The organism is Enterococcus sp. AMC1623 (genome assembly GCF_058216495.1).
Map to the genome: position 1 here is coordinate 1,712,536 of NZ_CM177096.1, position 19,965 is coordinate 1,732,500.

Annotated in this window: 19 protein-coding genes and 2 tRNA genes (1 of these 21 only partly in view); 4 read left to right on the forward strand and 17 right to left on the reverse strand. The window is 35.6% G+C overall.

The window, feature by feature from the left end; all coding sequences use genetic code 11:
- Positions 1-11: 11 nt before the first annotated feature.
- Together AC4BC7_RS08410 and AC4BC7_RS08415 are read right to left on the reverse strand one after the other, a co-directional pair.
- Entirely contained in the window at positions 12-1,154 is a 1,143-nt protein-coding gene (locus AC4BC7_RS08410) for a cysteine desulfurase family protein (protein WP_490504382.1), read from the reverse strand.
- Between the two features lie 119 nt (positions 1,155-1,273).
- Positions 1,274-2,995 carry a septation ring formation regulator EzrA gene (locus AC4BC7_RS08415; protein WP_207941437.1) on the reverse strand — a complete coding sequence of 574 codons (1,722 nt, stop codon included), beginning with the start codon at positions 2,993-2,995 and terminating at the stop codon, positions 1,274-1,276.
- 249 nt (positions 2,996-3,244) lie between these two features.
- Between AC4BC7_RS08415 and AC4BC7_RS08420 the strand changes: the two genes are divergently transcribed.
- The gene (locus tag AC4BC7_RS08420; protein WP_207941438.1) at positions 3,245-4,594 is read left to right on the forward strand and encodes an aspartate kinase; all 1,350 of its coding nucleotides are present in this window, start codon (positions 3,245-3,247) and stop codon (positions 4,592-4,594) included.
- Between the two features lie 19 nt (positions 4,595-4,613).
- Here the strand turns inward: AC4BC7_RS08420 and AC4BC7_RS08425 are convergent, their stop codons facing one another.
- The 3 genes from AC4BC7_RS08425 to AC4BC7_RS08435 are packed head-to-tail and all read right to left on the reverse strand — an operon-like array spanning position 4,614 to position 6,831.
- On the reverse strand, positions 4,614-5,132 hold the full coding sequence (locus AC4BC7_RS08425) for a pyrophosphohydrolase domain-containing protein (RefSeq protein ID WP_490504383.1): 519 nt from the start codon (positions 5,130-5,132) through the stop codon (positions 4,614-4,616).
- An 8-nt stretch (positions 5,133-5,140) separates the two neighbouring features.
- Positions 5,141-5,977: a Cof-type HAD-IIB family hydrolase gene (locus tag AC4BC7_RS08430; protein WP_207941440.1), complete on the reverse strand. Its 837-nt coding sequence runs from the start codon at positions 5,975-5,977 to the stop codon at positions 5,141-5,143.
- A gap of 23 nt (positions 5,978-6,000) precedes the next feature.
- Positions 6,001-6,831: a DUF72 domain-containing protein gene (locus AC4BC7_RS08435; RefSeq protein ID WP_207941441.1), complete on the reverse strand. Its 831-nt coding sequence runs from the start codon at positions 6,829-6,831 to the stop codon at positions 6,001-6,003.
- Between the two features lie 144 nt (positions 6,832-6,975).
- Between AC4BC7_RS08435 and AC4BC7_RS08440 the strand changes: the two genes are divergently transcribed.
- Positions 6,976-7,944, forward strand: a complete 969-nt coding sequence (locus AC4BC7_RS08440; RefSeq protein WP_207941442.1) for an asparaginase — start codon at positions 6,976-6,978, stop codon at positions 7,942-7,944.
- Between the two features lie 105 nt (positions 7,945-8,049).
- Here the strand turns inward: AC4BC7_RS08440 and AC4BC7_RS08445 are convergent, their stop codons facing one another.
- From AC4BC7_RS08445 to AC4BC7_RS08460, 4 genes are all read right to left on the reverse strand, one after another.
- A complete protein-coding gene (locus AC4BC7_RS08445) occupies positions 8,050-8,787 on the reverse strand; it encodes an acyl-ACP thioesterase domain-containing protein (RefSeq protein ID WP_490504384.1) in 738 nt (245 codons plus the stop codon).
- A 64-nt stretch (positions 8,788-8,851) separates the two neighbouring features.
- Complete coding sequence (locus AC4BC7_RS08450; protein WP_207941444.1) at positions 8,852-10,243, reverse strand: L-cystine transporter; 1,392 nt, start codon at positions 10,241-10,243, stop codon at positions 8,852-8,854.
- A gap of 420 nt (positions 10,244-10,663) precedes the next feature.
- Complete coding sequence (locus tag AC4BC7_RS08455; RefSeq protein ID WP_490504385.1) at positions 10,664-11,992, reverse strand: C1 family peptidase; 1,329 nt, start codon at positions 11,990-11,992, stop codon at positions 10,664-10,666.
- 67 nt (positions 11,993-12,059) lie between these two features.
- Complete coding sequence (locus AC4BC7_RS08460; RefSeq protein WP_490504387.1) at positions 12,060-13,064, reverse strand: acyltransferase family protein; 1,005 nt, start codon at positions 13,062-13,064, stop codon at positions 12,060-12,062.
- A 164-nt stretch (positions 13,065-13,228) separates the two neighbouring features.
- Here AC4BC7_RS08460 and AC4BC7_RS08465 point away from each other — a divergent pair, with 164 nt between their 5' ends.
- The gene (locus AC4BC7_RS08465) at positions 13,229-13,618 is read left to right on the forward strand and encodes a GntR family transcriptional regulator (RefSeq protein ID WP_207941447.1); all 390 of its coding nucleotides are present in this window, start codon (positions 13,229-13,231) and stop codon (positions 13,616-13,618) included.
- Complete coding sequence (locus AC4BC7_RS08470) at positions 13,615-14,991, forward strand: PH domain-containing protein (RefSeq protein WP_490504388.1); 1,377 nt, start codon at positions 13,615-13,617, stop codon at positions 14,989-14,991. The genes AC4BC7_RS08465 and AC4BC7_RS08470 overlap by 4 nt, the downstream gene beginning before the upstream one ends.
- A 403-nt stretch (positions 14,992-15,394) precedes the next feature.
- Here AC4BC7_RS08470 and AC4BC7_RS08475 read toward each other — a convergent pair whose 3' ends face one another.
- The 8 genes from AC4BC7_RS08475 to AC4BC7_RS08510 all read right to left on the reverse strand — a co-directional run.
- Positions 15,395-15,808 (reverse strand): type II toxin-antitoxin system death-on-curing family toxin, encoded by a 414-nt coding sequence (locus tag AC4BC7_RS08475; RefSeq protein ID WP_490502613.1) that lies wholly within the window; start codon positions 15,806-15,808, stop codon positions 15,395-15,397.
- A complete protein-coding gene (locus AC4BC7_RS08480) occupies positions 15,805-16,044 on the reverse strand; it encodes an AbrB/MazE/SpoVT family DNA-binding domain-containing protein (RefSeq protein ID WP_207941450.1) in 240 nt (79 codons plus the stop codon). The genes AC4BC7_RS08475 and AC4BC7_RS08480 overlap by 4 nt, the downstream gene beginning before the upstream one ends.
- Before the next feature lie 153 nt (positions 16,045-16,197).
- Positions 16,198-16,271 (reverse strand) — tRNA-Asn (locus AC4BC7_RS08485).
- A 307-nt stretch (positions 16,272-16,578) separates the two neighbouring features.
- Positions 16,579-17,253 (reverse strand): C39 family peptidase, encoded by a 675-nt coding sequence (locus AC4BC7_RS08490; protein ID WP_490504422.1) that lies wholly within the window; start codon positions 17,251-17,253, stop codon positions 16,579-16,581.
- 251 nt (positions 17,254-17,504) lie between these two features.
- The gene (locus AC4BC7_RS08495; protein WP_490502614.1) at positions 17,505-18,206 is read right to left on the reverse strand and encodes a Crp/Fnr family transcriptional regulator; all 702 of its coding nucleotides are present in this window, start codon (positions 18,204-18,206) and stop codon (positions 17,505-17,507) included.
- A 96-nt stretch (positions 18,207-18,302) separates the two neighbouring features.
- Positions 18,303-18,749, reverse strand: a complete 447-nt coding sequence (locus AC4BC7_RS08500) for an organic hydroperoxide resistance protein (RefSeq protein ID WP_490502615.1) — start codon at positions 18,747-18,749, stop codon at positions 18,303-18,305.
- A 356-nt stretch (positions 18,750-19,105) separates the two neighbouring features.
- Positions 19,106-19,178, reverse strand: a tRNA-Thr gene (locus AC4BC7_RS08505).
- An 84-nt stretch (positions 19,179-19,262) separates the two neighbouring features.
- Positions 19,263-19,965: the 3' portion of an HAD-IIB family hydrolase gene (locus tag AC4BC7_RS08510; RefSeq protein WP_490502616.1), read on the reverse strand. The gene runs 53 nt beyond the window's last position; only the last 703 of its 756 coding nucleotides appear in the window; the start codon falls outside the window, past its right edge — the gene reads right to left on this strand; the stop codon is at positions 19,263-19,265.

Sequence of the window (19,965 nt, forward strand, 5' to 3'; positions counted from 1 at the left end):
GTTAAAACTCCTTAATTAATTTTTGAAAATTTTTGATACAGTTGATTAAATACAATTAAAAACTGTTCCACTTCTGCCATTGTATTGCTTTCATCTAAACTAATACGAATCGCTGAAGTGGCTAATGAACTAGGAACATTCATTGCGTGAAGCGTGCTGGAAGCTAGATGTTTTTTACTTGAACAAGCACTGGTGGTTGATGTATAAATTTGCTTTTCTTCTAAGGCATGAACTAAAACTTCCCCACGGATGTCTTTCAATGAAAAACAAATAATATGCGGGGCGAAGTCTATCTCTTTTGAAAAGACCGTTACTTTTTCATACGAGTGCAACGCCTCTAATAAATAACCTTTTAAACGCGCAACATGTTCTGGTTTTTCAACTTTTTTCTCAAATGCTAAACGCAATGCTCGTGCCATTGCAACAATTGCTGGAACATTTTCAGTCCCACTACGATGATTACTTTCCTGTCCGCCACCGTTCATTAAAGGAGCTAACTTGCGGCCTTCACGCCAGTAAATAAAACCGACACCACGAGGTCCATGAAATTTATGCGCAGAAAAAGTCGCAAAATCGATACGGGGTGTAAACCATTGATTTTGCTCAACTTTTGTAATTGCTTGCACAGCATCAACATGGAAATGGATTTTAGGATAGTTTTCTAAAACTGTACTAATTTCTTGAATTGGTTGGATTGAGCCAATTTCATTATTGACAGCAATCACAGACACTAAAATTGTTTCTTTACGAATTAATTTTTCTAACGCTGCCACATCAACAAAACCTTCTGGCGTAACTGGAGCAATACTTACCTCAAATCCCAGTTCCTTCAATTGCGCAGCAGTTTCACTCACCGCAGGATGTTCAATACTTGAAATAATCAAATGATTTCCAAAGTCTCTTTTTTCAATAGCTGTGCCTTTTAAAACCCAGTTGTCTCCTTCTGTTCCGCCACTTGTAAAAAAGATTTCTTTGGGTGACACATTCAGCTGGTCGGCAATTTGTTTGCGGGCCTGTTGCAGTAAACGGTTGGCTTGGTTCCCTAAATCATGCAAACTTGATGGATTACCGATAATTCGCTGGCTTGTTTTTAAATATGTATCTAATGCTTGAGGGAAAATCGGAGTGGTGGCACTATTATCAAAATAAATCATGTTCAATGATCCTCTCTATTTGAAATTCTTTCCTATTATAACGGCTACTATCTCTGCTTTCAAGTTGAAAAGGTTGTAAAAGAAAAACAGCATCTGATTTTCATCAAATGCTGTTTTGATTAAACTAAATCTCGATTGTTGAAATAAAAATCTTCAATTCGTTTGAAAGCGCCTGGTTCAACACGTTCTAAAGCCGTGCCAATTTCATCCAAGGCATCTTGGTAACGATATTCGTTCGTAAATAATTCTAATGAACGATCGATAGAAGCTTTTACTTCAGGATGTGAATGACGATAACGATTTGCGTATTGCATCATTTGTTCCGTTAAGGCTGCAGCATCGACTAAGTCATGCGTACGTTCATCAAGCAATTCTAAGTCTTCTTCACAGATAGCAACTAATTTATTAACTTCTTCCATATCCACACGAATTTTGTTCAACGCTTTTGATAATTCTTCAATACGATCCGTTGCCATGAAGAAGAATTCTAAATATTCTCCTGGTAAACCTGGCAGACGTTGTTTTTCAACAAAACGTTTTAAGTTGCGCAATTTAAATTCGAATGTGTCGATTTTATCCTGTGCAATTTTTTCGCCTTTACGTAATTCACGAAGAGCATCATCAATTTCAACTTGTTGACTTTCTACGTCATCTAAGATTTTAAACGCATCTTTGTAGAAGTTTTGTAGTTCTGAATAAGGAATCTCGTTTTTGTCCAATTGTGGCGCAATGTTTTCATTGCGTCGAGCAATTTCTTCGATTTCTGTTTGGAAACCACGAGCACGACCTAATTCATTATGATTTAACGCATAGCTTTGAGAAGTATGATCTAATTCGATTAATAATTGACGGTTATTTCGAGTAGCATGTTCGATATAATCTGTAAGAACTTTAGCATTCTTCATCACATATCTTCTTGCTTCGATTTCACGTTCTAATACATCGTATAGACCATCAATTTCTTCTGCTGTTGTACGATTGGCAATTTCAACAACTTCTACTTCAACTTTTGTTAAGTCTTCTAATGAATTTTCCACTCGTCTTTCGACACGTTGGATGTCTCCTTGGAAGTTTTCTTCTGGGAAAACATAGTGGTCGTTAATCATTTTTTTGTAGCTGTCTGAAATTTCCTTCAGTTGTGAAGGGAATACTTTGTTCAGCTCTTCAAAAACGACTGGTACCCGATTCATTAAGTCTTCTACTTCATACGTATTCTTTTCGGCTGACGCTAATACTTCACGGGCCTCTACAGGATCTCCTGACGTATTTAATGTCACAAATTGCGTGAACTCATTTTCGATGCTTTTGATTTGTTTTTGAACTTCTGGATAAGCAGGACCAAATGCTTCGCCGTTCTCACGAAGTTTTTGTTTTAACTCTTCGTACACATCTAGGGCTTTTTGAACTTGTAAAGAGTTTCGTTCTTCACTCTCACGTAGTTCTTTTAACCCATCACGGATACGTTGGACTTCCTGTTCCATAATGTTCATGGTTGCTTCTGCTTCTGACACGGCTGCTTGTGCTTTAAAAAATCGGAAGGTCTCGTTCAAGTTCTCTACTTCAAAGATTTGTCCCTCTAATTCTGAAAATGAACGTGTTGAAATATCCGCCCATTTTTGGTTCCAATCTCTAAAAGTATTTTGACTTTGGCCGACTAAATGCATTTTTTTGATTTCGTCGATTTCTTCAATAATCGGTAAATCGAATAAGGACTCTTTCCGTTTTTCTAACTGATCGAGTTTTTCTTGATTCTTTTTCCGCATGTAGAAACCGGCTCCATACAAACCTGCTGCGACAACGATGATGGCAATGACGATTCCAATGATTAAATTACTTCCCATTTAAGGTTCCTCCAATTTCCCAAGTTCCACTTTTGCCAATTCGTGATGACTCACAAAATTTATAAACGATATTAAGAACCACCCATTTTCTTTTGCCAAAAGACATCTAAGTTGAATTATAGCATAAAGACAAACAGCAATCACTAAGAACCCTTAAAAAAATCACAACTTTTTTTCTGAAACAAAAAAGCTTGATTTCTTTTCTTTGAAACTGTAATCTATATAAAACATGAATTTAGGAGTAATGCCATGAAAGTAGCAAAATTTGGAGGAAGTTCCCTCGCATCGTCGGAACAATTAAAAAAGGTTATTAACATTATTAAAGCTGATTCTGCACGTCGGTTTATCGTCGTTTCAGCACCGGGTAAACGTTACTCGGAAGACATTAAGGTCACTGACTTGTTGGTTAAGTTATATCAAAAACGTCTAGCAGATGAAAATACAGATGCAGTCATTCAAGCCATTTTTGAACGCTATCAAGAAATCGGGACTGCCTTTGGTATTAATGAAGAAACGTTAAAACAAATCCATAAAGATTTAGAAAGTTTAGTTGATATGCCGGTTGAAAACAATCCGCATTTTTATGATACTGTCTTAGCTAGTGGTGAAGATAACAATGCAAAATTAATTGCTGGTATTTTACAAGCGGAAGGCTTAGCAGCTCGTTATGTTAACCCCAAAGAATTGGGGATGATTGTGTCTGATGAACCACAAAATGCCCGCATTTTGACAAAATCTTATACTGCCATTTATCAATGGCGAAATAGTGAAGAAATTTTAGTCGTTCCTGGTTTCTTTGGTTATACAGAAAACGGCGACGTTTGTACCTTCTCTCGTGGAGGTTCAGATATTTCTGGGGCGATTGTTGCCGCAGGATTAAAAGTTGATTTATATGAAAACTTTACGGATGTGGATGGTATTTTTGCCGCTCATCCAGGCTATATTCATCAACCAGAATCAATTACGCAATTAACTTATCGCGAAATGCGTGAATTAGCTTACGCTGGTTTTAGTGTCTTCCATGAAGAAGCTTTGATGCCTTCTTACCGTGCAAAAATTCCAGTGGTCATCAAAAATACAAACAACCCCTCACATCCAGGAACCTTAATTACCAATGAACGTTCCGATTTAGAAAATCCAGTGGTTGGTATTGCTAGTGACGAAGGCTTCAGCATGATTTATATCAGTAAATATTTAATGAACCGTGAAGTTGGTTTCACTTTACGTGTGTTACAAATTTTCAAAGAATTTGGTTTGAATTATGAACACATGCCTTCAGGAATTGATGATATTTCAGTTATCTTACGTGCAAGTCAATTAAATCCATATTTAGAAGAAGAATTATTACGTAAAATTGCTTATGAAATCGATCCTGATGAATTACGCATTACTCATGACTTATCAATGGTTGTCGTCGTTGGTGAAGGAATGAAACACCGCGTTGGGACAATGGCTGAAAGTGCGGCTGCCTTAGCAAGAAAGAAAATTAGTATCGACATGATTAACCAAGGTTCTTCAGAAGTAAGTATTATGTTTGGGATTCATAAAGATCGTGAACGCGATGCTATTCGTACGTTGTATTACACATTCTTTGAATAAATAAAAAATCAGCGCCTTCTTATTGAGGACGCTGATTTTCTTTTATTACCTGTTGTCGTTCGATTTCTGCTTTGATTTTAGCTTCTGGTGCATAGTCCGCTTCCCAGTTATCTGGTTTTAACACCTTATTGGTTACTGGGTCGTAACGAGGTTTACCATCAGGAAATAATTTCCCCATATTAGCTTGATGGACAATTTCCATAATTGGTTCAGGATCGACACCTAACAATGAAAAGGAACCATACGTGAAGTATAATACATCGATTAACGCATCCACTTGATCCACTAAAGGCTCAACAATTTTTTCTTTTTTTAAGACCTTTTCTTGGGCTTGGTCCACTGCTTGATGGAGTCCATCCACTAAGTTTGAGAAAAGTTCTGGACTATTCTCACTAGCTGCATATAAAAATTCAACCAGCTCTTCTGCTTTAAATCCTGCTCGGTGCAATGCATCTTCTTTACTAAATGCCGTAGGAACAGCTGGTTGCCTTGCATCAAATGTGCGGTGAAATTCTTCTGTCATTTCAAATGGTTTCATGATTCCTCCTAAATTAACTGAAAATGACGTAATGCTTTTTCAATACCATCTTCATTATTACTCGCTGTTACAAAATCAGCGGCTTGTTTCGTCTCTTCCTTCCCATTGCCCATAGAAACGCCAATTCCAACTCCTTTAATCATCTCAATATCATTCCAATGATCACCAAAAACCATCGCTTCTGCCAATTCAATACCTGTATGTGCTAAGAAAAATTGAATCCCACGCAGTTTTGATCCCCCCTTGGGTACGATATCTACTGTATACGGATTAGAACGTTGTAAATCACAATGAGGAAAAGCTTGTTGAAATTTTTCTACCTCATACTCACCACTTAGCATCACACATTGGTAAATCGGCTCGTTCAAAATTGCCAACTTTGAATACCGATTTGAACGGCGATTCGGACTGTATCGCTGTAATGCTAGTTTCATCCCTCGAATCGGAAACCAACGTGGGACAAAACGAATCATGCGACGGACAAAGCCTGATTGGCCGATACGCATCGTCAAACTGCCTTCCATATGATATCGACCGCCTAACATTAATTGACGTGAATTTCTATCGGCATACGCCACAATTTCATCAACCACCGCTTTTTCAAAAGGGCGTGCATAAATCGTTTGATCTTTCGTATAAACCAGCTGACCATTATATGTAATAAACATATCTAAATTCAATTCGCGAACAATTCGCTCCACACTTTCTGGTCCACGTCCAGTAGAAACCCCACACAAAATACCATTTTTTTGAGCTTGCGCAATTGCTCGTTTCGTACTATCTAATATGGTACCGTTAGTAGAAATCAACGTACCATCAATATCAAAAAATATCGCTTTAATCATCTATTCACCTACCTCTTCTATCATTAGAATAACTCTAACTGACTGGGATTCAATTCGTCATAATCTAAATCTAAGCGACGTTTGAATTCTATGGCATTTTCTGCTGCATCGCCACCTGCATTATTATTAAAGATCACAGCTATTTCTTTACTTTTTTCTTTAGCTGATTCGACTGCACGTTGTAATTCAGTCAGTTCTTCGGCATTGTAACGATAATTGGTCCGAACTTTTTGAGCATCCGGTCCGGTAGCAGTCCACCCCATATCATTGCGACCATGAAAACGGAAAAAGGTAAAGTCCTCATTGGTTACATACGGATCGAGTGGAACTGTTGTGGATAATTTTTTAGGTTCATCAACAACAACTAACGAGAAACGATGGTTTTTCATAAAATTACGCGTTCCTTCAATATACTTCTCTTCATACCAACTACGGTCTCGAAACTCAATTGCAATCGGCCAGTCTTGAAATAATTGCCGTAAAATCCGCAGATAATCCACATTTTCTCTAGTACATTTAAAAGTGGCGGGAAATTGTGCTAATAAACAAAACAAACGACCCGATTCAAGCATCGGTGCCATATTGCTTTTCAATTGCTCAGCTAGCTCGGTTAGCGTCTGTCCTTCTTCCAATTCTTGATGCTTTGTGAATACTTTTTGTACTTTTACAATAAAACGAAATTGTTCAGGTACTTGCTTCAGCCACCCTTCAATATTGGAACGCGAAGGAATAAAATAAAAGCCTGTATCCATTTCAACTAAAGGAAAATAGCCGGCGTATTCATAAAGGGTGGTTTCTTTTTTTCCAGTTAAATATGTATGTTCTTTAAAACTCGTACAACCGATGCGAATCATGCTCTCACCTACTTTTTGAAAGTTAAAGTAATTATAAAGAGAATTTATTTATTTCGCAACAGTTCTTTCTTTGGTGGTTTTAATTTCCTTTTTTTAAGCTTTACGATACACTGAGACTGCATGTCAAAAAAGCGAGGTTTTTATATGAAAAAAATACTTGTTCTCCATACTGGTGGCACGATTGCCATGAAAGAAGATGCCTTAACTGGTGGTGTCAGTCCAGATGTAGCAAATCCTTTAATGGACGCTACAATTAATGTTCCTGAGGATGTTGAATTAATCGTGGAAGATATCTTCAATCTTCCAAGTCCACACATTACGCCAACACATATGTTAAAAATTAAAGAACGGATTCAAGCGGCTAAACTGGCAGGAATTGATAGTGTTGTCATTACGCATGGAACAGATACTTTAGAAGAAACAGCTTTCTTTTTAGATACAACTATTGGAAATCACCTCCCCATCGTAATTACTGGCGCAATGCGTTCAAGTAACGAACTAGGCAGTGATGGTCTCTACAATTTTGAAAGTGCCATTCGTGTAGCTGCCTGTCCTGAAGCCATTCATCAAGGTGTATTAGTCGTAATGAATGATGAAATTCATTCTGCACGTTATGTTACAAAAACCCACACGACCAATGTTGCAACTTTCCGAACGCCCACATTAGGTCCCATCGGCCTCGTGAGCAAAAATCGAATTTTATTTATGCAACGACTTGTCGAAACACCACATTGGGATGTCTCTAAGGTAGATGGGCTAATTCCCATCGTAAAAGCCTATGCCGGAATGCATGGTGAATTATTTGAAGGACTTGTTCAAACCGATATTGACGGTCTAGTCATCGAGGCCTTAGGTGCAGGAAATTTACCCCCTGAAACGTTACCTCCTCTTCAAAAAATGTTAGCAAAACAAATCCCTGTTGTTTTGGTATCACGTTGCTTTAACGGGATTGCTGAACCAGTCTATGATTACCAAGGTGGCGGCAGTGAATTACAAAAGATGGGCGTTATCTTTTGCAATAGTATTAATAGTCAAAAAGCCCGAATTAAATTGTTGATTGCTAAAAATAGTCAGCTCACTTCAGAAGAATTCCATTATTTTATGGAACATTAAAACGGGATTGTGACCAAATTTTGGATAAAAGTAAACTAGCCGAACGATAGGGTGACTACTCCTGCAATCCAGCAGGTTTTCACTCTCTAGCGTTCAGCTAGTTTTTTAAGCTTTTGTTTGCCATTCAATTAGCGCTTCACAATAAGTTTGATCGCCAATCCGAATTTCATGACGACTTTTGATGCCTTCTTCTTGTAGAATTTCATAATGACTTTCAACTTCATTACCATATTCGACTTCTTTATCAAAACGAATATTCAGATATGTTGGTACATGCGACGTTAAAAAATCATAGCCCAACACATCCATCATCCAATTAAAATAAATCGAATTATTCACGTGCTGATTCCCATCAATATCAAAAAAACGCACACGAAATGGTAAACTCACTCCATGTTCAACTTTATCGATTTTAGGATAACGTTTAATTTTTGTGATTTTCTCGCTTTCATACGGTTCGATAATTTCGCTAGGTACACTACTCATTTTTCTTGTTTCAAGATTCATTAATGCAAAAATTGTTTCTATACGCACTAATTCTTCGCCATCTTGTGTCGTAATCCAAAAATGTCGATAACAGAAATACTTATTGTATTCTTGTGCTTGTGTAGTTACATTAATTTTTTCGCCTGCTTTTGGTAATCGAGTAATAAAAAATTGATAATTTGTAACAATCCAGGTCAATCCAAATTGTTGAACGAAATCTGATCCTCGATTTAATTGATTGCTTTGCTCTTCTGAAACTTTAATCGCTACAGCAATCATTGTGGATAATTTCATAGTTCCATTGACATCACATTCGTAAGCGACGACATCATGTGGTGTCATATATTTTGTTGCCAAATCAATTCCTCCTTGTTTGTTCATAATCCTAACAAAAAAAAGAAGAGCACACGCACTCTTCTGATTATTCGTTTCCGCTAATTACAGCATTTGGATCATTTAACACGCTTCGATCTAATTCGTTAATTCGAGAGCTTGTTACCACACCAGCGACCATACTATCACTTACGTTCACCAAGGTACGCGCCATATCAATTAATGGTTCTACAGAGATAACTAAGCCAACGATTGCTACTGGTAAGTTCATTGCACCTAATACGATTAATGAAGCAAAGGTTGCTCCACCACCGACACCAGCTACGCCAAAAGAACTAATTGTCACGATTGCAATTAACATAACGATAAATTGCCAATCAAAAATATTAATCCCGACAGTGGGTGCCACCATAGTTGCCAACATCGCTGGGTACACACCGGCACAACCATTTTGACCAATTGAAATCCCAAAACTTCCAGCAAAGTTAGCGGTCGCTTCATCCACACCTAATGCACGACGTTGCGTTTCAATGTTCATTGGTAATGTACCTGCACTTGAACGTGAGGTAAACGCAAAACTTAAAGCAGGGAACGCTTTTTTGAAGTACGTAATTGGACTAACTTTCACACTTGCTAAAATAATTGAATGAACAATTAATACTAAAATCAAAGCCGCATACGAAGCAATGATAAAGACGCCTAAGTTAACAATCGCTTTAAAATCACTGGTTGCTAAAACGTTCGTCATTAATGCAAATACACCATATGGAGTTAAACGTAACACTAGGGTTACAATACGCATGACAATTTTATACAAGCTTTCCATTAAGTTAAAGAAAAATTCAGCTTCTTTTGGTGATTTGCGTTTAATTCCTAGATAAGCAACTCCGACAAACGCAGAAAATATAACTACGCCAATCGTACTTGTTGCACGTGTTCCTGCTAAATCAGCAAATACATTACGTGGAATAAATGATAAAATTTGTTGTGGAATCGATAAATTTTGAACTTCAGCTTGACGTTGCGTAATTTCCGCAATACGTGCTGTTTCAGCTGCACCTTCTGTAAAAGTTGCTCCATCTAATTGGAAAACCATTACCATGACAATTCCAATTAACGCTGAAATAGCAGTTGTTCCTAATAACGTTGCTAATACTGTAAAGCTAATTTTACCAATTTTGCCACTTTCTTTCATGCGTGTAAACGCACTGACAATTGAAACAAAAACTAAGGGCATGATTAACATTTGTAATAAAGCAACATATCCATTACCAACTAATTTAATCCAATCAAGTGATTGCGTTACAATCGGGCTTTCTGTTCCCCAAATTAATTGTAAGGCACCTCCAAAAATAATTCCGGCAAATAAACCAGTAAATACTCGAGTCGAGAATTTGACATGTTTCTTTTGCATCCGATAAAAGACATATAAAATAGCAGCAAAAATAAGAATAATTAATACTGTGAGCAGATTTGTCATTTGTGTTCCTCCTTTGTTTTTTCACGCGAAAATGACAAGTCCGTCAACGGAAGTAAAGGTTCCTAGTGACCATTCTCCAACAGTTCACTCTAATGAAAATGCGTGTGAGAGAATCATTAGTGACGTTATTATTATATCGAAGCAAGAAACGATTGTCTAATACATGAACTTATATTCATATTATTTCCAAATAGTTTTTTAGAAAAATTGATTCCTTTGTAAAAAAGCAGTACATATAGTTATCAAAGAAATTATATAAAAAGCTGCTCAACTGCTACACTTTATCACGCACAAATAGATTGTTCATTTTTATGTTTAATCTCCTTTAGCAGTTTTAGTACCAGTCAATCCATGATCCAAATTACAAATTATTTCGTATCATAAATAAAAAGCAGCCGTTCTCACGACTGCTTTTCTTCTTTATGCTAATGCGCCCATTGGATCCCAAGGGGCTAAAACAGTTGGCTCTGCTGCAAAGGCTGCTAGTTGCTCTGCCGTTAATAAATCTTTACGTACTACGATTTGATACGTATACTCGTCCATCCAGGCATCACTTGCGACAAAGAATCCTTTGTCCCCAACTTTTTCACCCCAACTATTTTCAACTTTCCATTTAGTTGGTTGACCATCAACTAAGTCTACACCAGTTAAAACCATCGCATGCGTCATTAAACTTTCACCATAATCAAGACGTTCAGCTTTTGTCATATCAAAGTCAACATCAAACAAGTCATTTACATCATACGCATCTAAAGACATAATGCCTGTATCGCGTGTGGATGATTGACCGACATCACAACCAAACCAAACTGATTCGCCTTGTTCTAATTGGGCGATAGCTAGTTTTTTAAACATTTCCATATCGACATTTAAGTATTTTACTTCTTTGCCACCAACGACATTTCCTAACATTTCTACCGTATAAGATTGATTGTAAGGTTTATCTGTAGTAGGTGCATTGATAATGCTGACATAATCGTCTAAATTAACGCCCACATATTTTTCATAGAAACTTTGTGGCGTTAAACCACGATCTAAGTGATAGGCTTGTTCGTCATCGCGATATTCAAAATCGAATGTTTCTGGCGGTGTTCCTAACGAAATTGCTAAAAAGTTATATACTTCCTGTAACAGGGTTGCTTTAATCGTTTGAATTTCTTCTGACGTTTTCCCATCAGCCACCAAACGACGTAACACAGACGCATCTTTACGTAATTTTTTATTTAAATACGTATTTAACTCACGTGAACTAGACGAACTGTTACTTTCTGGCATCGCTGTTTTTGGCACGACACCATATTTTTGGAAAATCGAAACAATCATATCCCATTGACCGCCATCTTGTTGAGGCGTTTGTAATAAAAAAGCAACTTTTCGACTAGTTAATTCTTGATTGGCAGTCGCTAAAATATTTTCATAAAAATAATTGGCTTTCTCATATTTATCCCAGAAAAAAGTATAGTTTTGAGAGAGTTCAAATTCTTTCAAATTAAATTGATTTAACATTTTATGACGGAATGTATTCAATGCCGCAAACATCCAACAACGTCCAGATTGTTTTTGATTAGCCACTTTCCCTGTTTTTACATCTACAGAAAATACAGGGACATTGTTGACTTGTGCGCTGACATTTTCAGCTGATGCACGAATCCCATTTTTCACGACCCCACGTTGTAAGGCCTGTTGTTTCTTATTGTCTTTAAAGTCTGACGCAAATTTTTGCGTTAATTCTTTGGTAATTTCAGACATACTAACATCTCCTTTACTCTACTGTTTATTCTACTCCTCCTATTTTAGAAAAACAACCGATGTCATACTATCTGCTTTTTCGATTCGTTCCTAACATTCGTTGTTCAATTCCAGCATACGCTTCTCCCACTGGTTTACTCGCCAAGACGTAGGTTAAACCGATACTTGCTAAGAAAATTAAAACTAATGTTAGACCGTTGAATGGAATAAAATCCCCTGAAATGCCACGCACACCTTGAACAAAAAAGCCATGCAAGAGGTACGCAACCATCGTGTATTTCCCACAAGAAGTATAAAACGTTTCTTTTGTTGGTACACAAGCAAAAAATGCCAAAATACCTATACAACCTAATACCAAGGTCACAATTCGCACCATTGCGCCCCACTCAGGAAAGTTCAAGAAATCTTCATAAGGTTTCGAACCAAAGAAAATGTATTTATTAACAGGTCCAATCCAATGAATTAACCCATAAACACCTACAAATGCTAAAGCCAACCACTTGCGATTTTTCATTTTTTCAAATCGTTCCACACTGTCATTTTGTAAATAGTAGCCCATCACAAAAAATGGTAAGAAAACAACCGTGCGCTGTAGCGTTAACTCACGACCGATAAAAGGTAAATACCCTACTAACAGACTAAGTAAAATGCTGACGGTAATTCCCACTTTAGGCGAAACTTTTTGGAAAAAATACAATGAAAGTTGCCAAAAAAAGGAACTAATTAAAAACCACAGTGACCAATTTGGTACATGTAATTGAAACGAAAAGGAATCATTTGTACCAATCAGCCAATAAAATAATGAATAAAGCCATTGAAATAAAATATATGGCAAAATAAATTTTTGAAAACTAATACGTACCTGTTGTCCTTTTTTGTAATCGAACGATTTTGCAAAATACCCTGAAATGAAAATGAACGCTGGCATATGGAATGTATAAATTGTAAAGTACAGATCATTGCTCCACTTTGCCTCAGCAATAAAGGGCTGTAATAAATGTCCAAAAACAACTAAAATCATTAATAAAAATTTAGCATTATCAAAAAAAGGATCTCTTCTTTTTGTCGGCACATACTTCACCTACCTTTATAAAATTCTTTCCTTTATTTCAGTATACAGGATAATTGTTGCAATTTTGTTGCAATTGTTCAAAATAACTTAACAATTTTTTCAATAAATAAAATTTGATTTTATATCATTTGTATTATATCATGTAATACAAAGAGGTGAGGAAAATGATTTTAGAAATTGATCCATTAGGAGAAGAACCTATCTACAAACAGTTACGTGATCAAATTATTTTAGGGATTGCGCAGCAGCAATTGAAAGCTGGTGACTTGCTTCCTTCTGTGCGGATGTTAGCGGATGAATTAGGTGTTAATCCCATGACCGTTTCCAAAGCATACAATCTTTTAAAAGAAGAAGGCTATTTAATTACTGACCGCCGCAACGGTACAATTGTCACAGAAAGAAGCAACTTTGATGCACGTGCTAAAAAAATATACGAACAGCGTTTAGCGCTGTTGTTAGCAGAAGGGTATCTTCATCAACAATCTAAAGAAAAAATTCTCCACGATGTCGAAACCTATCTCAATACTTACTCAAAAGGATGTGATGAATCATGAGTTATATGTTTATCGGTATTTTAATCTTAGTCAATATTATTCAAGCTTGTACCCTACGATTATCCGGGACGCCTCATAATCAAGTTATTTTAGAAAATACTATGTCAACAGAATACTTAGCAGCTCCACAAATTCGTAACTTAGCACAGGAATACAAAAATCGCTTAATGCAAATTGCAGCTGGTTTTAGTTTCTTAAGTATTGGTTTAATCTTTATTTCCTATGAATCAATTTTTTTAACTTTTTTCTGGATTCTTTTATTCAGTAGTATGATTGCGTTGTTTTTTTGTAAAGTTCATTATGTACGAAAAATGCAAGAATTATTAATTGCAAATGATTGGTTGATGCCCGTAAAACCCATATTAGTCGATACACAACTCGTATTAGTTAAAAATCAAAAAATGGTTTCAGGTTGGTGGTTACTCCCACCATTACTTGTTTGGATTTTAGGAAGTATTTATAGTGTGCTTTCTCGTTTTGAAGCTAGTTGGTTGATGATTATTCTCAGTGGCGTCTTTTTATTCCTTTCATTTGGTAGTTGGTTAATCGTCGGAAAATTACCAGTTCGCGCCTTAACCGATAACCGTTCAATTAATCAGCAATATAATGATTTAACTAAACATCATTGGTCGCTGATGATGGTTTCCATTAGTTGGGTATTGATTCCATTATTATTTATCCCAGCAATTAGTTTGAGCGTTGCACCTGCACTGGAAATGATTTTATTGGCCTTCTTTTTCCTCTTAATTATTAGCTGGACTATTTTTTCTTTTTGGTACCTCTATTCTTTACGAAAAAAACAAGACCAATTGCTTGCACAAGTGCCTAGTTACCGTTATCTAGGAGACGATCAATATTGGCGCTTTGGCGTATATTACAATCCCAATGATCCTCGCTTGTTTATTCCTAGCCGAATGGGTATGAACATGGGGCTGAATTTGGGTCGTCCCGTAGGAAAACTATTGATGGGCTTGACTGGTATTATCATCGTCGTAGCTTTCGTAGTTACATTAGTTCCAGCCTATTTGTATGACTTTACTGCCAATCCATTTCAATATGAGCAAACCGCGACTAACATTGAACTAAAGGCCCCCTTTGTCACAACTTCCGACATCCCACTAGATACTATTGAAAAAGTGGAATTGTTAGAAAAATTACCGAATAATATAACAAAACTATATGGCAGCGCGACAAATAATTACGCAACTGGTAAATTCACCGTTGATGGGAAGGCTGCCACATTATATGTCGATCATCAAACAAAACAAATTTTACACATTGTAACACCTACACGAGATTATTATTATACAAATAAACAACCACAAAAAACTGCGGATGCTTATCAACAGTTACAACGAATTATTGAGCAATAACCTCCCTTCAAAAGGGGAGTCAACTAGCATGTATAATCCTAAAAAATAGTGATTATGTCTTTATTTTGATTATATAAAGATAAAATCTGATTTTTAACGCTAGCCTCTTTGTTCATTTTGCTTCTCTTTTACTACAAATAGTTTAAAGATGACACAAAGTGCACAGTAATTTGTTAAGCTTCAAGATTTAGGAAACCTAGTAGGAAGAGAATTATAATAATGAAAACACATGTAAAAGTCCTATTAGACCAGCTGACAAAAATTCGAGCTGTATTTCAAAAAGTATCAACTAAAAATGAAGAAAGAAAAAATTGTTTCAATAGTGACTACTGTATCACTGTTGAAACAATTTTTCTTTCTTGTGCTAATCTATCAATCAAATAAAATCTTTAAAATTTTATTTCTATAATTGTTGATCCATTTTACTTTTGAAGATTCTAGTAACGATATTCTTTAAATGATTGAACTCTTCAGCTTCGTAAGTCGCTATATCAACAACCAACTCAATTCCTTCTTCTAACTCGAAAGAAATGTCATATCCATTAAATTGTAAAAATACATCGGCTGCCATTACTGCTGTTCTCTCATTACCATTAAAAAAAGGATACTTTTTCACTAGATTAATCATTAGTATAGCAACTTTTTCTTCAATTGATGGATATAATTCTTGTCCAAAAACAATTTGTGACGGTTGATTCACTGCCATTTCTAATGCACTTAAATCCTTGATTCCCATTTTTTCATTTGGAGAATAATTTAAAATCTGAAAAGCATTCATTTGAGATATTTGATCAACTGTTAAGTAGTATATACTCATTTGTCCACCAATGCTTTATATAGTTCGCCATGTTTCTGCATTGACTTATCTATAAGCATTTCTAGTTTTTTTTGTTCTTCATTTTGTGTTTTCTTAACAAGAGCTTCTTTCAGCTTGTCTTCGTCAACATATACTGTATCGGCAACAGTTGCTCCAATACTATCTAAGAAATCTTTTGACAAAGCAATCATAACTGAATTTCCAACTTTTCTTAATTTTCTTTCTTGAATACTCATAATATTACCACATTTAGGATATCCTTGTATATCCAGTATATCTTTATATATATAATATAATAAGTAAAAATTCTATCAAACAAATTGTTAATAATAATTCGAGTAGAGGAATAAAAAAAGAACAAAAGTCGAAATGACTTTTGTTCTTTTTGACTCCGGCAGTAGGACTCGAACCTACGACATCATGATTAACAGTCATGCGCTACTACCAACTGAGCTATGCCGGAATGACTATGAATGTATAATAGCAATTTTTTTTCGATTAATCAACCCCTGTTTTACATTTTGTTTAAAAAACTAGCGATTATTAAATAACTTTTAAAATAAAAAAAGATTCACGTTGACATAAAGCGCTTTACACAATTTAAAAAGAAGTTTTTCCGTTAAAAATAACACCTTTAAAAATAATTCATCCTCGTTCCTTCAAAAATCACCAGAGGATTAAGAACAATCGTTTCATTATGTTGTCAGATGCGTTGCTTTTAGGACAGTCTAAAATTTAAAAGACAGGAGTTCATTTACGAACTCCTGTCTTTATGCAAGATACAACGATTGTTGACCCATTTTTTCGTAAATTATTTGAAAATCATCGCGATCAACTTCTCGATGACGATAACCATAGGGATCATTTACATAAACTGTATCTCCTTCGATACCAGTAATAACCACCGCATGACATAATGGACTAACCGTTACCAGCCCCTCTTCTGTCTGCCATTCCCATAAATCTTCCTCTGTAGGTACTTCAAAGTCAACTGTGGTAATGACTAACACAGGAACGCCTGCATTCACCTTTTCTTCTATCTCAGAAAAGTCTTTTGTCGTACTTACTTCTACCTGATAATCACTTCCCACAACTTCTTCTGCTACTTTTGCTAAAGGCTCTACGCCTACACCCATTGATTCATATCCTGCTTCAATATTTCCAACAAAGCCTTTATGTGGATTACCGTAAAGACCATTTTCAGATACTAGAGGAACATAATCAAGCATTTCAGCTAACTGATTCTTAGTTGTATCAAAACGATAGTAACGTAGTAGCATTGAAAGACTTGTAATTTCACAACCATTTTCTAATGGATTATTCTTCAATTGATTTTCTAAAGGTACATCAATCAAATCTAACGCATCATAAGCTGTCGGATGGAGCATTTCGGAATAGTTTTCCAAAATTGTAGGATCCTCACGTAACGTATGCGTTATCCATATCGTACTGCCAATCAAGACACCTGCTGAAAGAACTGTGAAATAAAATTTTTTCTTTTTAATCGTCATCAGCCCTTTATTTTTTATTATTATGTCGATAAGTATGCCTGTTCAACTTACTATTTGTCAATAAAAGTAAATGTTCTTTAATAATCTTTACTTATTTTTTGGAAGTTGAATCCATTGTACTTCGGAAGAATTGAAATTTTCGATATCTATAAATATTAAAACTCGTTGTAACTTCACTTAGGAAATTACAACGAGTCGTCATTGGCTAATTTTTCTAATTCATCGATAGCTAGTAGCTCAATTTTGTTGGGAGCTGGTTGAGAAACAATTTGTTTTTTGGTTAATTTGGTTAGACCACGACTAAAAGATTCTGCAGACATCCCTAAATAGGAGGCAATTGTTTTCTTTGTTGCTTCCAAATGAATCTGTGTGTTTTGTTGCTTGTGATAAGCAGTTAGCAGGTAGTTACTTAACCGAGTAAGTACACTTGTAGTGGTGATTAGCGTAGTCTGTTGCTCTGAATCCGTTAAACGATTTGATAGTTCTGTCAATATTTCCCAAGCAATTTGTGGATTTGTCAGTAGCACTTCTTTAAAATCATGACGATTAATGACACAAACTTTAGTGGGCGTCATTGCTTGAACATAATTATCATAAACACGATCATTAAATAACGACATTTCTCCTACAAAATCTCCTTGCTCCAAAACTCGAATCATTTGTTCTTTTCCTGAAGCTGCTATGCGATAAATTTTGACTTGTCCTTCTTGTATTAAATATAATGCTTCTGATTTTTCTCCTGCTTGATACAAAAATTCATCTATTGAAAACTCTTTTTCTGTAATATGACTCTGAATTAATTCAATTTGTTGTAACAGCAAATTTTGAAATAAGGGCATTGTGCTAATGCAGTGATGATACTTCGTAAAATCAATTTTTGCGGTCATTCAAACACCTACATTTCAATTTATTTCTTCTAGTATATATCATAAAACAAAAATATACCGTTTAAAATGACATTCATCTTAAACGGTACAGGTAATTTATTTTTCTTTGCTTGCATCGTAATCCGTGGCACGAACAAAAATGTCAATATTTCCGTTCAATGCTTTTGAGTATGGACAAATGGCATGTGCTTCATCTGCAAGTTGTTGCGTTTCTTCTAAAGAAAAGTCCTGAATCCCCACTTGAATAGCTACTTCTAATTTAAAATCAGCCGCATCTGTTTTTTTGAATAAAGAAACCGTATGAAAAACTTGTGATTTATTGCGTATTTTATGTTGTCCTTTAACTATCTCCAATGCACCATGGAAACATGCCGCATATCCTAACGCAAATAATTGTTCAGGATTTTGCCCAGCTCCAGTTCCTCCCATATCTTTAGGTGTCGCAATTTTCACCTCATAAGAACCATCAGACAAATAGCTTACTCCATCCCGTCCTCCGGTATTAATCGCACCTGTTTCATAAATTTTTGCATATTCTGACATGAAAAACACTCCTTCTGTTTTGATACTTTTAGTATACGAAGTTTGAATCAATGTCTCCTTGACCTAGGTCAAGACTTGAAAAAATCTCATAAAAATAGGTGTCCTAATAACCAACAACTACTAAACAAAGAATCGCTAGTTTCCAATCAATCAAAGAAGGTATGCTTTCAGCGGTTATAACAAAATTATTTAGATAAAAAATAGCGAGAAAGATAAATTAGGCATATATTTTAGTGTTGTATACTCCTATCAGTAATGATGAAAACCTACGCTCATATAATTGTAATTTAAACATAAAATTTGGCACAAAAAAACTCATAAAGCCTATTAAAATAGGTTTTATGAGTCCAAATGAAAGCCACCTGCCGGGCTTGAACCGGCGACCCCCACCTTACCATGGTGGTGCTCTACCAACTGAGCTAAGGCGGCTTAGTATTTAACACAAGTATTAGCATACCCAAAATAACAAAACTTGTCAATATTTTTTAAAGAAAAATGCTAGTAAAAATAGATTTACTGGCACAGTTTTTCAATCAATTTAGCAATTTGATTATTATCTTTTGACAAGACTTGACTACTAGTCAAACTTAATTGATTGGCAAAGACTTCAGACCCAATAAAATAACTTTTTTCAGCATGGACTAATAGTTCTACATCATTACTATCATTTCCAAATGCAATATATTCAACAGTTGAAAAATAATTTTGCAAAGTGGTAAATTTATTGATTCCTTTAGCAGTAATATCTATGTTTCCTTCTTGGGTATGCGTAATCACAGATACAGTTTCATCCAGCTGTAGTTCTTGATAAATAATAGGATAAAATTGTGCTGGAATGGCGAGCAAAATAATTTTAATCGGCTGATCGATGGTTATCATATTTATATTTTGAGCTAACTGACTGGGGTCTAGCTGACGATAGATTGGTTGTTCGTCAGAAACCTTTGCAGAATAATTCCAACTGTCATCCACGATATAATCTAATTGATACTGTTGAATAAGCTGCCGAATTCGTTGGTAACTGCTTTTATTGATAGAACCGGTTACCTTTATTTTCCCATCTTTGGAAATAATCGAGCCATTTCCCCCAATTAACGCATCATACTCGATATTTCGAATAACTGGTAATAAATCTCGAATTGGTCGAGCAGAAGCAAATATAATCTCATGACCACTCTTTTTCACTTGTTCTAATGCTTTAACAATCGTAGCATCA

Coding starts and splice junctions, on each gene's coding strand:
- AC4BC7_RS08475 (WP_490502613.1), bottom strand. CDS start 15,808: ATGAGTATATACTACTTAACAGTTGATCAAATATCTCAAATGAATGCT.
- AC4BC7_RS08435 (WP_207941441.1), bottom strand. CDS start 6,831: ATGATTCGCATCGGTTGTACGAGTTTTAAAGAACATACATATTTAACT.
- AC4BC7_RS08470 (WP_490504388.1), top strand. CDS start 13,615: ATGAGTTATATGTTTATCGGTATTTTAATCTTAGTCAATATTATTCAA.
- AC4BC7_RS08465 (WP_207941447.1), top strand. CDS start 13,229: ATGATTTTAGAAATTGATCCATTAGGAGAAGAACCTATCTACAAACAG.
- AC4BC7_RS08425 (WP_490504383.1), bottom strand. CDS start 5,132: ATGAAACCATTTGAAATGACAGAAGAATTTCACCGCACATTTGATGCA.
- AC4BC7_RS08455 (WP_490504385.1), bottom strand. CDS start 11,992: ATGTCTGAAATTACCAAAGAATTAACGCAAAAATTTGCGTCAGACTTT.
- AC4BC7_RS08420 (WP_207941438.1), top strand. CDS start 3,245: ATGAAAGTAGCAAAATTTGGAGGAAGTTCCCTCGCATCGTCGGAACAA.
- AC4BC7_RS08410 (WP_490504382.1), bottom strand. CDS start 1,154: ATGATTTATTTTGATAATAGTGCCACCACTCCGATTTTCCCTCAAGCA.
- AC4BC7_RS08430 (WP_207941440.1), bottom strand. CDS start 5,977: ATGATTAAAGCGATATTTTTTGATATTGATGGTACGTTGATTTCTACT.
- AC4BC7_RS08480 (WP_207941450.1), bottom strand. CDS start 16,044: ATGAGTATTCAAGAAAGAAAATTAAGAAAAGTTGGAAATTCAGTTATG.
- AC4BC7_RS08500 (WP_490502615.1), bottom strand. CDS start 18,749: ATGTCAGAATATGCAAAAATTTATGAAACAGGTGCGATTAATACCGGA.
- AC4BC7_RS08415 (WP_207941437.1), bottom strand. CDS start 2,995: ATGGGAAGTAATTTAATCATTGGAATCGTCATTGCCATCATCGTTGTC.
- AC4BC7_RS08440 (WP_207941442.1), top strand. CDS start 6,976: ATGAAAAAAATACTTGTTCTCCATACTGGTGGCACGATTGCCATGAAA.
- AC4BC7_RS08495 (WP_490502614.1), bottom strand. CDS start 18,206: ATGACCGCAAAAATTGATTTTACGAAGTATCATCACTGCATTAGCACA.
- AC4BC7_RS08450 (WP_207941444.1), bottom strand. CDS start 10,243: ATGACAAATCTGCTCACAGTATTAATTATTCTTATTTTTGCTGCTATT.